Origin of the sequence: Streptomyces abyssomicinicus (assembly GCF_008974245.1) — a bacterium.
In the GTDB taxonomy this organism is placed as follows: domain Bacteria; phylum Actinomycetota; class Actinomycetes; order Streptomycetales; family Streptomycetaceae; genus Streptomyces; species Streptomyces abyssomicinicus.
The window spans coordinates 789,560-803,503 of the sequence record NZ_BBZI01000008.1 but is presented as its reverse complement, the minus strand read 5'-3'; the positions used below and the strand labels follow the sequence as shown (position 1 = coordinate 803,503).

The following is a 13,944-nucleotide window of genomic DNA, read 5'->3' as shown; positions in this document are numbered from 1 at the left end:
GGGGCGTGCCGGGGCGATCGGCCCTCCCGCGCCGCCGGACCGCGCACAGGACGGTCGGCCCCGCGGAGGCCGAGCCCCGGGAGGGAAGCACATACGCGGGACGGCACGCTTGACCGACTCTCAGGACGACGGCGGACGCCTCACACGGGCACCCGCCCGCGCCGCGGTCAGCCCGAAGCGGCGGCGGTGGACGGAAGGGGCAGCGCCGCCTCGGCGCCCGCACCCTCCGGCGCCGGCTCGGCGGAGACACCGGGCACCTCGGCCTCGGCGGGGGCATCCCCCGTCGGCACGACCCCCGCGGCGTACGTGACCATCAGCGCGGCAGCCGTGCACCCCACCCACGCAAGGGTGTACCGCAGCTTCATGCGCCCCCACCTCACCGACGACGGACCACCCGGACCGCGACTCCGTACGGGACCGACTCTAGTCGGCCCCTCCGACAATCACCGAGTCGGTTTCCCGCCGCCTTCGCGCCGGACCCGTTGACTCTTCTTTACGCACGAGTAAGTTGACGCTCCGACACCCGTAACCCCGGACCGGGAGCGCACATGGGCGTACGCAAGGAGATGAAGCGGGCACGGCGGAGCGTGGGCGGCCGGGCCGCCACCGTCGAGACCGTCCGGGACGAGCACGGTGTCGTTCGCGAGGCGCGCACCCCCGCGCTGGCCGCGCCGCCCGGGCACGGCAGCATCGCGGACCTGCCGTTCACCAACGCCGCCGAGGCGCCGGACGCCGTGGTGCTCCGCCGCCGGGGCGACGACGGCACCTGGACGCCGGTGACCGCCGAGGAGTTCGCCCGCCAGGTGACCGCCGTCGCCAAGGGCCTGATCGCGGCCGGCCTGGAACCCGGGGGCGGCGTCGCCGTGATGTCGCGGACCCGCTACGAGTGGACCCTCCTCGACTTCGCGGTCTGGGCGGCCGGCGGGCGCACCGTGCCCGTCTACCCGACCTCCGCGGCCGAGCAGGTGGAGTGGATCGTCAACGACTCCGGCGCCCGGTTCGTCGTCGTGGAGAACGGAGAACTCGCCGCCACCGTCCTGCAGGGCGGCTACCCCGAGCCCCTGCGGCTGTGGGAGATCGACGGCGGCGGCATCGCCGAACTCACCGCGCTTGGCCGGGAGACGCCCGACTCCGTGGTGACCGGACGCCGCGCCGCGCTCGGCCCCGACAGCATCGCGACCCTCTGCTACACGTCGGGGACCACGGGCCGCCCCAAGGGCTGCGTGCTCACCCACGGCAACCTGCACGCCGAGGCGGCCAACACCGTCGAACTGCTGCACCCGGTCTTCAAGGCGGCCACCGGCCAGGCGGCGTCCACCCTCCTCTTCCTGCCGCTGGCGCACATCCTCGGCCGGACCATCCAGATCGCCTGCCTGGCGGCCCGCATCGAACTGGGGCACAGCCCCAGCATCAGGCCAGACGAGCTCCGGCCGCTGTTCCGCGAGTTCAGGCCCACCTTCCTGGTCGGCGTGCCCTACCTCTTCGAGAAGATCCGCGACACCGGCCGGGCCACCGCCGAGAAGATCGGCCGCGGTGCCTCCTTCGACCGCGCCGAGCGCCTCGGGGTCCGCTTCGCCGAGGCCCACCTGCGCCGCTTCCTGGGCCGGGGCGAGGGGCCCGGCCCCGCCCTGTGGGCCGGATGGGCCCTGTATGACCTGCTGGTCTACCGCCGCGTCCGCAAGGAGCTCGGCGGCCGCCTGCGCTACGCCATCAGCGGCGGCTCACCCCTCGACCGCGAGCTCAACCTCTTCTTCTACGCCGCCGGCGTCCTGATCTACGAGGGGTACGGACTCACCGAGACCACCGCCGCCGCCACCGTCGTCCCGCCGCTGGAACCGCGCCCGGGCACGGTCGGCCGCCCGGTGCCCGGCACGGCAATCCGGATCGCCGAGGACGGAGAGGTGCTGGTCAAGGGCGGCATCGTCTTCGGCTCCTACTGGAACAACCCGGAGGCCACCGACGCGGTGCTGCGGGACGAGTGGTTCGCCACCGGTGACCTCGGCGCCCTGGACGAGGGTGGCTACCTCACCATCACCGGCCGCAAGAAGGACCTGATCGTCACCGCCGGGGGCAAGAACGTGGCCCCGGCGGTGCTGGAGGACCGGATGCGCAGCCGGTCGCCGGTCGGGCAGTGCATGGTGGTCGGCGACAACCGCCCCTTCGTCGGCGCGCTGGTCACCCTCGATCCGGAGGCGGTCGCCCACTGGCTCTCCGTGCGGGGCAGGCCGGCCGGCACGCCGATGTCCGAGGTGATCCGGGACGAGGAGATCCGAGCCCAGGTGCAGCGGGCCGTCGACCACGCCAACCAGGCAGTCTCGCGCGCCGAGTCGGTCCGCGCCTTCGTCCTCGTCGAGGGGGAGTGGAACGAGGAGAACGGCCTGCTGACCCCCTCGCTCAAGGTCAAGCGGCGCGCGGTCGCCGAGGTCCACAAGGAGCAGATCGAGGAGATCTACCGCAGGACCCCCTGAGGTCTGAGGTGGCGAGACCATACGGACTTGTCACATAAAACCTGGCATTCGGGTGAATTCCGGGATGGTGCGTTCTGCGGAGTTTCCTCCCGGCGGTCGCCTCGTTCTACTTCTCGGCAGGTCATGGTGCGAGCCGTACCAGTGAGCTCGCTCGGATCCGGCCGACACACTCGGTTCCGGCCGACACAGGGGCATGACCGTTGAGAAGGGAAACTTCATGAAGAAGAGCGTTGCTGTCGTCGCGGGCGCCCTGATGGCGGCTTCTTTCGCCGCCCCGGCCTTCGCCGACGCCGAGGCCGAGGGGCAGGCCGTCGGCTCCCCGGGCGTGGTCTCCGGCAACGTCATCCAGGTGCCGGTCGAGATCGCGCTGAACCTGTGTGGCAACACGATCAACGTGGTCGGTCTGCTGAACCCCGCCATCGGCAACGTCTGCGTCATCAACTGACGTACAGGCCATTCGGCTGTACCCGGGCCGGCTCCGGCGTGCCCTCGGGGTGTGCCTGGGTCGGCCCTCTCCGATTCTCCGAGCAGGAAGACCATCAGTAGTGCGACAGTCTCTGAGCAGGGGCGCGGTCATGGCCGCAGCCGCAACCGGCCTCCTCGCCGCCTACGGCGCCCCGGCCTTCGCCGACTCCGAGGCGGAGGCGCAGGCCGCGAATTCCCCCGGTGTCGTGTCCGGCAACGTGATCCAGGTGCCGGTCAACATCCCGGTGAACGTCTGCGGCAACACGATCGACATCATCGCCCTCCTCAACCCCGCGATCGGCAACACCTGTGTGACCGACGTGGAGACCGACGACGAGGACGACCGCGGGAACCCGGGTGGCGGCCACCACCCGCACAACCCGCCCGGGTACGGCCATGAGGACCCTCCGGGCTACGGCCACGACAAGCCCCCGGCGCCCGACCAGGAGAAGCCTCCGACGGACAACCACAAGCCGCCGACGGACGAGCACAAGCCGCCGACGGACGACGGGAAGCCGCCGGCCGACGACGACGAGAAGCCGCCGGCGGGCGACCGCTCGGTGCCGCCGGCCCCGGTGCCGCAGGGTGACGCAGGACCGCAGCTGGCCGAGACCGGTGCCGCCGGGACAGCTGCCGCGGCTGCCGCGGCCGCCGCGCTCATCGGCGGTGGCGCCCTGCTCTACCGCCGAGGGCGCGTCGGCTCCTGCTGACCCGCACACGGCGTGCCGGCCGGCCGCCCTTCCGTCACTTCCCGCGGAAGGGCGGCCGGCGCGTTCGGTGGGGCGTTTTCCGGCCGGGTGCGGCACGACGGGTTTCCCCGAGGGAGGTGACTCGTTGGGCACGGAGAGTCGAAAGTCCGTCGTGGGGGCACGCGTCGTCGTGCCGCCGCGGCATGAAAGGAACACGATGAAGTCTCTGAAGGCAGCCGCCGTCCTCGTCGGTTCGCTGGCCGCCGCGGCCGGTGTCTCCGGGACCGCCTCCGCCGCCGAGGGGCCCGGCTCCGCGCTGGGCGCGGTCACCGAACTCGCGGGTCCGCTGATGCCGGTCCAGCACCAGACCGGCGAGACCCTGCTCGACACCGAGTCCGAGGGCTCCCCGCTCAACGCCGTCAACGGCATGACGGAGCAGTTGAACAAGAACGGCGGCGGACTGCTCGGCGGGGTTCCCGCCGGCGCCTGACGCACACAGGGAGCCACCGGCCGGGCCGGTTTCCGCCCCAGGGCGGGACCGGCCCGCGCCCGTCTTCCCCTCCACCCCACCCGCCGCCCCCCACGCTGCCCCGCCCCGGCCGGGGCCTTTCGCACGTCAACACCCCCGGACCTGGAGAACCACGATGTCCGTCCTGAGGAACCGGCGGGGCGCGCTACGCGTTCTGCTCGCGACGGCGTTCGCCGCCGTGACCGCCCCGGTCGTCACCGCGGCCGCCTCCCACCCGCGGACCGCCCCGGAACCCGCGGAGGGCGGTGGGCACGCGCGCCGCGACCGCCCTTCCCCCACGCCGGGGGCGCCGGGCGCGGCGGGACCGTACGCGCCGCCCGGCGCGGGCGCGGGCAGCGGTGCGGGCGGCGGCGCGGGCAGCGGTGCAGGGGGCGGCGGTGCGGGCGGCAGCACCGAAGCGGTCTTCGACGAGATCTACCGCGGCCGCCGGATCCACGGGTTCCGCAGCCGCACCCGCGTCGCCGCGTTCGGCGACGGCATGCGGTGGCACGTCACCGTGGACGACCAGCCGCTCCATCTGATGCGCCGCGCCGACGGCTCCTACCTGACCATGGTCGACCACTACGGGTCGTACCCCACGCCCCGCGAGGCGGCCCGGGCCGCCGTGGACCAACTGCTGCCGGGGGAGCGGCTCAGCGGCCTCTCGCACGGTTCCGGGGGCGTCGCCCCGGCGCCCGCGGGCGGCGGCGGAGCGGAGGAGGGAGGCGGTCATGGCGTACACGCGTAAGAACGTCGGCAGACTCACCACCGGGGAGCGGCGCCGTTTCGTCGGTGCCGTCCGGGAGCTCAAGCGCCGCGGGGAGTACGACGAGTTCGTGCTGACCCACATCGACCACTTCGCCCCCGACGGGGAGAGCGGCCTGCGCGCCGCACACATGACGCCCTCGTTCCTGCCCTGGCACCGCCTCTTCCTCCTGGAGTTCGAGGAGGCGCTCCAGCGGATCGACCCCGCGGTGACGCTGCCCTACTGGGACTGGACCAGGAACCGCGGCGCCACCGGGACGCCGTGGACCGAGGACCTGCTCGGCGGCAACGGCAGGCGCTCCGACCGCCAGGTGACCACCGGGCCGTTCTCCCGCCGCGAGGGCTGGATCCTCGAGGTCAACGTCACGGACACCGACTACCTCACCCGCGACCTCGGCCGGTCCCACGACCCGATCGCCTTGCCCACCGCGCGGGACGTCGCCTCGGCGCTGGAGGACCCGGTGTACGACACGGCGCCCTGGGACTCCACCGCGCCGGGAGGCTTCCGGAACAAGATCGAGGGCTGGGGCCGGGGCGCGGGCTCCGCCTCCTGGCGCAACCACAACCGGGTCCACCGCTGGATCGGCGGGACCATGCTGGGTGCCGCGTCCGTCAACGACCCGGCGTTCTGGCTCCACCACGCCTTCGTCGACCTCCTGTGGACCCGCTGGCAGCAGCGGCACCGCACCGCCCGCTACCTGCCGGCCCGCCCACCGGGGCCGCGCGACAGCCAGTACGGCCGCGTCGTCGCCCGCGGGGAACCACTGCCGCCGTGGGACTACACCCCGGCCGACGTGGAGAACGTCGCGGAGGTCTACGTCTACGCCTGACGGCGGCGGTCCGACGGCCACGGCCTGACGGCGGCGGCCCTGAACGGCTGTGGTCTGAAGGTTCTGACGGCCCTGAAGGTCCGGGGGCTGTGCCCTGACGGCCCTGATGGACCGGCAGGCCGTCGTCGCCCTGCCGTGGCCCTCGGCCCCGTCGCCCGACGGGGCCGAGTCACGCCCGACCTGCGCCGGACGCGCGGGAGGGCCCCGACGGGGAAACCGCCGAGGCCCTCATCGCATTACCGCAAGAGCGGAACGGCGAGGTCAGTGACCGTAGCCGTGGCCCTTGTTGTGGCCCTTGTCGTGGCCCTTGTCGTGGCCCTTCTCGAACTCGCTGTCGATCGCGCAGAAGTTGCCCGCGGCCGGGTTCAGCAGCCCGATGACGTTGATGGTGTTGCCGCAGAGGTTGATCGGCACGTTGATCGGAACCTGGATCACGTTGCCGGAGATGACACCCGGCGAACCAACGGCCTGGCCCTCGGCCTCCGCGTCCGCCAGCGCCATGCCGGCGCCGCCCAGAACCACAGCACCCGTGCCGAGAGCGACAACGGCAGCCTTCGCGATGCGAGACATCACGTACTCCTTCTTACTCGGTGAGGGCGGCAGCAGGTCAACGCCGCCGCACTCCCCCTTCAACGCGTCTCTGTCGTCCGGGTAACGGCATGGTTCGAGGCAATCACCCGTTTTGAACAGGCGACCGTCCTGGATGGACGTTCCACGCCGCCGAACAGGCGGAACCCGACCACCGGACGGGTGAATCCGGGTTTCGAAGAGAAACGTCCCCGCCACCCGCCCCGCCCGCTTTGCCCGGGCCGGGCCGGGCCAGGCCGGAGGCGCCGAGGGCCGTGCGTCCGGCCGAGGTGAGGAAGCTGCCCGTCCCCGGGGGGCGAGGAGGAGGCGAGGGAGAGGCGCGGGCGGTCGCGGACGCGCGCGGAGCGAGGGCCGGCGGTCGGCGCGGTGCTGTGGAGGCCGATGCCGGGGAGACGGGCGACCCGCGGTCACCGGTACCGGCGCGGCGGCCCGCGCCGGCCGCGCACAGCAAAAAGCCCTCCCTGGAGGGAGGGCGGAGACTTGCGCCCCCGGCAGGACTCGAACCTGCGGCCAAGCGCTTAGAAGGCGCCTGCTCTATCCACTGAGCTACGGGGGCCGGTGTGGTGGCCTCTGTCGTCGTGCCCGGGTGCGGGCGGGTCCTGACGTTGCCGGGGACAAGGATAGGCATCCCCTCCCCGCGTCCCCATCGCCTCGCCTCCATACCGCGATGTGGAGGTTCGGTGAAGCGATTCCTGATAATCCCAGGCAGTGCTGATTCGCGCAGCGCTTTTCGCGCCAGACGCGCCGGGTGTTGTGCACTCGTTATGCGTGAGCCCCGGTCGTCCCTTCCCTTTCCGGAACCGACGGCACGCAGACATGCCCATATGCTTCAGAAAGTCCGTAAAATTGGGCATTCTTCACATGTGGTGACCTTGGACGTACGGCCTCAGCTGCTCGACGCACTCTCCGCCCTGCGCGACCGCGTCGCCGCCGCACGCTTCCCGCTGCCTCTGGCGGGCGCCCCACGGGCCCGGGCCAACCGTGAGGAACTGCTCGCCCAGCTCGACGACTACCTGGTGCCGCGCCTGCGGGACCCCCAGGCGCCGTTGCTCGCGGTGATCGGCGGCTCGACCGGCGCGGGGAAGTCCACCCTGGTCAACTCCCTGGTGGGACGGCAGGTGAGCGAAGCCGGGGTGCTGCGCCCGACCACCCGCACGCCGGTGCTGGTCTGCCATCCGGAGGACTGTCACTGGTTCAGCGGTATGCGCGTGCTGCCCCGGCTCACCCGCGTGCTGGGCGGCGGCAAGGATCCGGCCGACGAGCCGGCCGCCTCCCGGCGGGGGCAGGGCGGGCGTGCCCCGAGAGCCGGCAGGGGCGACCGCACGGGCGGCGCCGTCGTGCAGCGGGCACTGCGGATCGAGACGGCGGAGACCCTGCCGCGCGGACTCGCCCTGCTCGACGCCCCGGACGTCGACTCCCTGGTCGCCGAGAACCGGGTGCTGGCCGCCGAGCTGATCTGCGCCGCCGACGTCTGGATCATGGTCACCACCGCCTCGCGGTACGCCGACGCGGTGCCGTGGAACATGCTCCGCGCCGCCAAGCAGTACGACGTCACCCTGGTCACCGTCCTCGACCGGGTCCCGCACCAGGTCGTGAACGAGGTGTCGCGGCAGTACGCCGCGTTGCTCACCAAGGCCGGGCTGGGCGAGGTGCCCCGCTTCACGGTGCCGGAACTGCCCGAGTCGGCCTCCGGCGGCGGGCTGCTCCCGGGCACCGCCGTGGCCCCCCTGCGGGAGTGGCTGACCAGGCTCGCCGAGGATCCCGCCGCGCGCCAGTACGCGGTGGCCCGCACGGCGCGGGGGGTGCTGGACTCGCTGCGGACCCGGATGCCCGAGCTGGCCGGAGCGGCGGCCGCCCAGTACGCGGCCGCGCTGCGGCTCACCACCGCCGTGGAGAAGGCCTACGAGAGTGAGCACACGCGGGTCCGCGGCCGCGTCCAGGCCGGCGCCGTCCTCGCCGGGGACGCGCTCAAGCGGTGGCGGGCCTACCCGCTCGACTGCGATCCCCCGGAACTGCTCGACGCGCTCTGCGACAGCCTGACCGAACTGCTGCTGTGCGCGGTCACCGCGGCCGACGAGCGCGCCGACGAGACCTGGCGCCGGGAGCCCGCGGCCGGGGCGGCCGGCCTGCTCGGTGACGATCCGTCCGAGGGCGGTGAGACCGCGGAGCACCGCATCGGGATGGCCGTGCGGCGCTGGCGGCGGGAGATCGAGGAGTACGCCGAGGACGAGGTCCGTGAGCTGGAGCGGGCCGCCGCGCCCGACCCGGAGGCGGTGGCCGCGCTGGCCGTCACGGCCCTCCTCGGCGGCCGGCGGGCCCGGTCGTCCGGCGAGCGGCTCGCCGAGCGGATCGGGCCGCACGGGGCGCTCCGGCTGCGCGACCGGGGGTCCCGCCTGCTGACCTCGCTGGTCGAACGGGTGATGGGGAACGAACGCGAGCGCCGGCTCTCCCCGCTGGAGGCCCTGGACGTGCACGCCGAGCCTCAGGCCGAACTGATCGCCGCGCTGTCCGTACTGCAGAAGGAGAGGTGACCGGTGACCGCCGCCACTGATCAGGACCACACGGACCGCCCCGAACGACCCGACCCCGAACCCGGGCCCGGGCGAGCCGATCCCGAACCCGGGCGAGCCGATCCCGAACCCGGGCCGGGACGAGCCGGTCCCGGACCCGGGAAGGAGGGAGCGGCGGCCGCCGCTCCCGCAGCTCCGGCCGAGGGTGCCGGTTCCGCCGGGTCTGCTGTTCCGGTCGAAGGTGCCGCCTCCGCCGGGTCCGCCGGTCCGGTCGACGGCGCCGCTGCCGTCGCCCCTGCCGCGGGCGTCGACGCGCCCGGAGAGCAGCCGGCGGCGGGCGAGGCGCGGGCCTCCGGGCCCGGCGCGCGAGCAGCGGCGGGCGGCGTGTCCGACGAGGCCGCCGGCGCGCGGCCCGCGGAGGGTGGCCCGGCGACCGCCGACGCCGGCGCGCCGCCCGCCGGGAGTGACGGGCAGGCGTCCGGGCCCGGCGCGCGGCCTGCCGAGGACGGACCGCGGACCGCCGGGGGCACACCGCCCGCCGCGGGCGAGCACGGGCCGGGCGACGCCGCGCCGCCCCCTGCCGGCGGCTGGGGCGCCCGAGAGGCAACGAAAGCACCCCCGCGCGGGCGGAGCCGGCTGTGGGGCAGGGGCAGGGGCGGGGGCGGCGCACCGGGGCGCGACGGCTCGCACCGGCGGGCCCCGGACACCCGCGGCACGCCACGGGCCGCCGCCCGGGAGCACGGCCCGGACCCGGCGGGGACGGACCGGGGCCGGACGCAAGCGGCCGACGGCGACCGTGGCACCGGTCCGCGGGGCGCCGAGGACGAGCCCGGGACCGCCGCCGGCGCCCACGTGAGGCGCGTCGAGGCACCCGCCGCCGGCCGCGTCCGCCCACCCGCCGCCGGCGGCACCCGGGGCGAGGACCGCCTGGGCGTCCGCAGGGGCGCCGCCGCCCCCGGTTTCCCCGGCTCCGCCGGCTCCCTCGCGCGACGGGCCGGGGCGGCGGCGCCGCAGCCGTCCGGCGTCCGCCACACGTCCGCCGCCTCCGGCCCGCAGTCCGCGGCCGACACCGTCTACGGGGGCCGGCTGCGCGCCCGGCTGACGGCGCTGCACGAGCTGATCGGGATGTCGCGGGCTCGGGTGGACAGCCGCACCCTCGCCGAGGCCGGGCAGGTCCTCGACCGTGCCGCCGAGCGCGGGGCGCTCTCCGGCCGCCACACCGTCGTCGCCATCGCCGGGGCCAGCGGCAGCGGGAAGTCGCAGCTGTTCAACGCCCTGGCCGGGGTCGCCATCTCGGAGACCGGCGTCCGGCGCCCCACCACCGCCGCCGCCCTGACGTGCAGCTGGAGCGACGGCGCGGCCCCGCTGATCGACCGTCTCGGCATCCCCGGCCGTCTGCGCCGCCGCCCGCTCCAGAACCCGCAGGACGAGGAGCGGCTGGACGGCCTGGTCCTGGTCGACCTGCCCGACCACGACTCGGCCGCCGTCCAGCACCGTGAGCAGGTGGACCGGCTGCTGAAGCTGGTCGACGCGGTGATCTGGGTGGTCGACCCGGAGAAGTACGCCGACGCGGTGCTCCACGAGCGGTACCTGCGGCCGATGGCCGGGCACGCGGAGGTGACCTTCGTCGTGCTCAACCAGATCGACCGGCTGTCCGGCGAGGCCGCCGACCAGGTCCTCGACGACCTGCGGCGGCTGCTGGACGAGGACGGCATCGCGCTCAGCGAGCACGGTGAGCCCGGCGCGACCGTGCTCGCGCTCTCCGCCCTCACCGGGGAAGGCGTGGACGACCTGAAGGACGCGCTCGGCCGGTTCGTGCGGGAACAGGGTGCGCCCGCCCGGCGGATCACCGCCGACGTCGACGCAGCCGCCGCGCGCCTGCGGCCGGCCTACACCACGGGCGTGCGGGCCGGGCTGAGCGAGGAGGCGCGGGACGAGTTCGCCGACGGGCTGGCCGCCGCCGTCGGTTCCCGGGCCGCCGGCGAGGCCGCCGAACGCGCCTGGACGCGTGGTGCCAACCGGGCCTGCGGAACGCCGTGGCTGCGGCTGTGGCGCTGGTACCAGGGGCGGCGGTCGCCGCTCACCACCGGGCGGTTCGCCCTGGCCCAGCCGTCCGACGACGAGGCCACGGCGCGGCAGCGGGTGGAACAGGCGGTGCGGACGGTCACCGAACGGGCCTGTCAGGGGATGCCGGAGCCCTGGGCGCAGGCGGTGCGGGAGGCCGCGCTGCGCGGCGCGGAGGGGCTGCCGGAGGAACTCGACGAGCTGTCCCGGCGGGCGGCGCTGCCCGGCCGGCCCCCGCGGCCGTTCTGGTGGCCGGCGGCGGTCCTGGTGCAGGCGGCGATGACGCTGGTGCAGGTCGTCGGCGGGCTGTGGCTGATGGGGCAGATCGTGGGCGTGCTGGAGGCCGAACTGGGTGTTCCGGTCCTGCTGATGGTGATCGGCATCGTCGGCGGCCCGGTGGTCGAGTGGGCCTGCCGCGCGGCGGCCCGGGCGCCCGCGCGGCGTTACGGGCTGGAGGCCGAGCTGCGGCTGCGGGAGGCCGCGGAGGAGTGCGGTCGCGTCCGGGTGCTGGAACCCGTCGCCGAGGCGGTGGCCGGCCACCGCGTGGTGCGCGAGCAGTACGGCGTGGTCAGCGGCGCCCTGCCGGTGGGGGCGGGCACCCTCGGGGGCGCCCGTTCACCCTCACGGGTGGGGCAGTTGTCCACAACCACCCTCTGAACCCACAGCCCTCAGCGGGCCCGCCCGATCCGCCGCACCCTGGAAGCGGCCGAACGGGACGGGCCCGTCGGCGCTTCCACGGGGTGTCCGCGCTGCCGCGGGCGCCCGTGGCAGCCAGGGTGTGGTGAAGGGACGTGCGATGAACGAGACGGTGGTCTGCGCGGTCGGCAACGTGGCGACGCAGCCGGTGCACCGGGAGGACGAGCGGGGCCATGTCGCCCGGTTCAGGCTGGCGGCGACGCCCCGCTACTGGGACCGTGAGAAGGCGATGTGGGTGGACGGCCACACCAACTTCTTCACGGTGTGGACCCGCCGCTCCCTGGCGGCGAACGTGGCCGCCTCGCTGTCGGTGGGGGACCCGGTCGTGGTCCAGGGCAGGCTCAAGGTGCGGGCCGACACCCGCGACGGCCAGGCCCGCACCGACGTGGACATCGAGGCGGTCGCCGTGGGGCACGACCTGGCGCGCGGCACCTCGGCGTTCCGCCGCAACGCCAGGGGAGAGGCGGGCGCGGGGGAGGCGGGCGGCGTTGCCGGGGCCGCCCGGCCGGCCGCGGTGGCGGCCATGCGGACCCAGCCGGGCGCGCCGCCCGGCGCGCCGGGGGACCCATGGGGCATGCAAACGGTGCCGGGCGCTCCCTTGCTGACGTGATGTCACCGTGTCCTGTCCCGGTTGCCGCCGGTTGATCACCTTTCGGGCGGTAACGATTGCGAGTCGGAACCGGCCCGGCCCCGGGCTGCCGCCGGGTGCGGCGGGGCGCTTCCCTAGGATGCCGGGGTGGGTCATGGGCCGGTGGCGCCGCGTACGGCTCCCGGGGCCCGCGTCAGAAGGCCCCGACCGGAGGGGAGTTCCGTGATTTCGTCGTTCCACCCGCGTGTCGTGCGCCGGTCCGGCGCGGCCCGTGCCGCGGCGGTGTCGCTGCTGTCCGGGCTGCTGACCGCCGGGACGGCCACCGGTGCGGCCGCGTCCACCGCCGACTCGGGCGCGCTCGCGACACCGCAGTGGAACACCGGGGGCGCCACGGCCGTCGCGGACGACCTGCGCGCCTTCGGCACCGCGGTGATCCACGGGACGGAAGGCGACCGGGAGGTCCCGGCGGGACTGTTCGAGCTGTCCGTGGACGGCGGCGGGACGCTCCAGACCTACGGCGTCGACATCCAGCGCGCCACCCAGCCCGGCGTCGTCTACCAGGAGAGCGACTGGCTCGGCACCTCGCTTGCCGGCAACCAGGAGGCCGGCCGGATCGTCTGGGTGCTGCGTCACTCCTACCCGCAGGTGGACGACCTCTCCCAGCTCGCCGAGCGGGCCGGGGCCAAGGGGCTCACCGAGCAGGACGCGGCGGCCGGCACCCAGGTCGCCGTCTGGCGGCTCTCCGACGGGGCCGACGTGACCGCGGCCGACCCGCAGGCCGAGCGGCTCGCCGACTACCTGGTGAAGAACGCCCGTCCGGAGAAGGAGCCCCGCGCCTCGCTCCGGTTCGACCCGCCGGCCGCCGCCGGGCGCCCCGGCACCCGAATAGGCCCGGTCACCGTCCGTACCGGCGCCGACGACGTGACGGTCCTGCCGCCCGCGGACACCAGCCCGGCGTGGATCACCGACGCCAAGGGACACGCCGTCGAGACGGTGGACGACGGCGACGGCCTGTACGTCGACATCCCCTTCGACGCGGACAACGGCGCGGCGACGCTCACCGTGGAGGCCACCACCACCGTGCCGGTGGGAAGGGCACTGACCTCGGACAGCCGCAGCCAGGCCCAGGTGGTCGCCGCCTCCAGCGAGACCACGGTACGGGCCACCGCCACCACGGTCTGGCGGAGGGACGGCGCCGTACCCGCCCTGTGGGGCCGCGAGCGCTGCGAGGCGACCGACGCGGGCCTGGCCTCCGGGCTGGACGTCACCCTGCTCAACCGGGGCGACGAGGACTTCACCTACCGGGTGGCCGGGACCGACTACACCCTCGCCCCGGGCGAGCGGCGCACGGTGTTCCAGCCGCTCACCGAGGACGAGAGCTACACCGTGGGCGTCGAGGCGGCGCCGGGCGAGCGGCGGCCCCTGCGGCCGGTCGTCCTCAGCGGGGTGCTCGACTGCCTCACCGAGAGCGCCGCGTCCGCCGTCCGGACGCAGACGGTGCCCCAGCCCCGTCCCGTGCCGTCCACCCCGTCGACCGCCGGCGAGGACCTCGCCACCACCGGAGGAGGCGGCGGCACCGGCCTCGCCGCCTCGATCGGCGCCGGCCTGGTGGTCGTGGGCGCGGCCGTGCTCAGCGTGGTCAGGCAGCGCCGCCGGGAGGCCCACCAGGAGTGACCCGGCGGGCACGTTCCGCTTCCGGGGCGGAAGGTGGCGCGGGGACGGGCCGTTTTCGTCCTGGGGTGGCGGTACGGCAAGATGGGGTGTATCTGCCC

General features: G+C 74.9%; 12 protein-coding genes and 1 tRNA gene. 10 read left to right on the top strand and 3 right to left on the bottom strand.

What is annotated here, in order from left to right:
- Positions 1–167 precede the first annotated feature (167 nt).
- Complete coding sequence (locus GBN72_RS20440; RefSeq protein WP_151773279.1) at positions 168–365, bottom strand: hypothetical protein; 198 nt, start codon at positions 363–365, stop codon at positions 168–170.
- A gap of 183 nt (positions 366–548) precedes the next feature.
- Between GBN72_RS20440 and GBN72_RS20435 the strand changes: the two genes are divergently transcribed.
- The 6 genes from GBN72_RS20435 (at position 549) to GBN72_RS20410 (ending at position 5,725) form a co-directional block, all read left to right on the top strand.
- Positions 549–2,468, top strand: coding sequence for an AMP-dependent synthetase/ligase (locus GBN72_RS20435; protein WP_151773278.1), 1,920 nt, complete (start codon positions 549–551; stop codon positions 2,466–2,468).
- Between the two features lie 217 nt (positions 2,469–2,685).
- Positions 2,686–2,913 (top strand): chaplin, encoded by a 228-nt coding sequence (locus GBN72_RS20430; protein ID WP_151773277.1) that lies wholly within the window; start codon positions 2,686–2,688, stop codon positions 2,911–2,913.
- Positions 2,914–3,043: 130 nt separating this feature from the next.
- On the top strand, positions 3,044–3,643 hold the full coding sequence (locus GBN72_RS20425) for a chaplin (protein WP_151773276.1): 600 nt from the start codon (positions 3,044–3,046) through the stop codon (positions 3,641–3,643).
- A 196-nt stretch (positions 3,644–3,839) separates the two neighbouring features.
- Entirely contained in the window at positions 3,840–4,112 is a 273-nt protein-coding gene (locus GBN72_RS20420; protein WP_151773275.1) for a hypothetical protein, read from the top strand.
- 154 nt (positions 4,113–4,266) lie between these two features.
- On the top strand, positions 4,267–4,878 hold the full coding sequence (locus GBN72_RS20415) for a tyrosinase family oxidase copper chaperone (RefSeq protein ID WP_151773274.1): 612 nt from the start codon (positions 4,267–4,269) through the stop codon (positions 4,876–4,878).
- The gene (locus GBN72_RS20410; RefSeq protein ID WP_151773273.1) at positions 4,862–5,725 is read left to right on the top strand and encodes a tyrosinase family protein; all 864 of its coding nucleotides are present in this window, start codon (positions 4,862–4,864) and stop codon (positions 5,723–5,725) included. Before GBN72_RS20415 ends, GBN72_RS20410 begins: the two co-directional genes overlap by 17 nt.
- Positions 5,726–5,986: 261 nt before the next feature.
- Here the strand turns inward: GBN72_RS20410 and GBN72_RS20405 are convergent, their stop codons facing one another.
- A complete protein-coding gene (locus tag GBN72_RS20405) occupies positions 5,987–6,295 on the bottom strand; it encodes a chaplin (RefSeq protein WP_151773272.1) in 309 nt (102 codons plus the stop codon).
- A gap of 501 nt (positions 6,296–6,796) precedes the next feature.
- Positions 6,797–6,869: transfer RNA gene (locus GBN72_RS20400), tRNA-Arg, on the bottom strand.
- Positions 6,870–7,176: 307 nt separating this feature from the next.
- Here GBN72_RS20400 and GBN72_RS20395 point away from each other — a divergent pair.
- From GBN72_RS20395 to GBN72_RS20380, 4 genes are all read left to right on the top strand, one after another.
- Positions 7,177–8,844, top strand: coding sequence for a dynamin family protein (locus tag GBN72_RS20395; RefSeq protein ID WP_151773271.1), 1,668 nt, complete (start codon positions 7,177–7,179; stop codon positions 8,842–8,844).
- 831 nt (positions 8,845–9,675) lie between these two features.
- Positions 9,676–11,544 carry a YfjP family GTPase gene (locus GBN72_RS20390; protein WP_439959783.1) on the top strand — a complete coding sequence of 623 codons (1,869 nt, stop codon included), beginning with the start codon at positions 9,676–9,678 and terminating at the stop codon, positions 11,542–11,544.
- 139 nt (positions 11,545–11,683) lie between these two features.
- On the top strand, positions 11,684–12,193 hold the full coding sequence (locus GBN72_RS20385) for a single-stranded DNA-binding protein (protein WP_151773269.1): 510 nt from the start codon (positions 11,684–11,686) through the stop codon (positions 12,191–12,193).
- Between the two features lie 201 nt (positions 12,194–12,394).
- Positions 12,395–13,846, top strand: coding sequence for a thioester domain-containing protein (locus GBN72_RS20380; protein ID WP_151773268.1), 1,452 nt, complete (start codon positions 12,395–12,397; stop codon positions 13,844–13,846).
- The last annotated feature ends 98 nt before the right edge of the window (positions 13,847–13,944 follow it).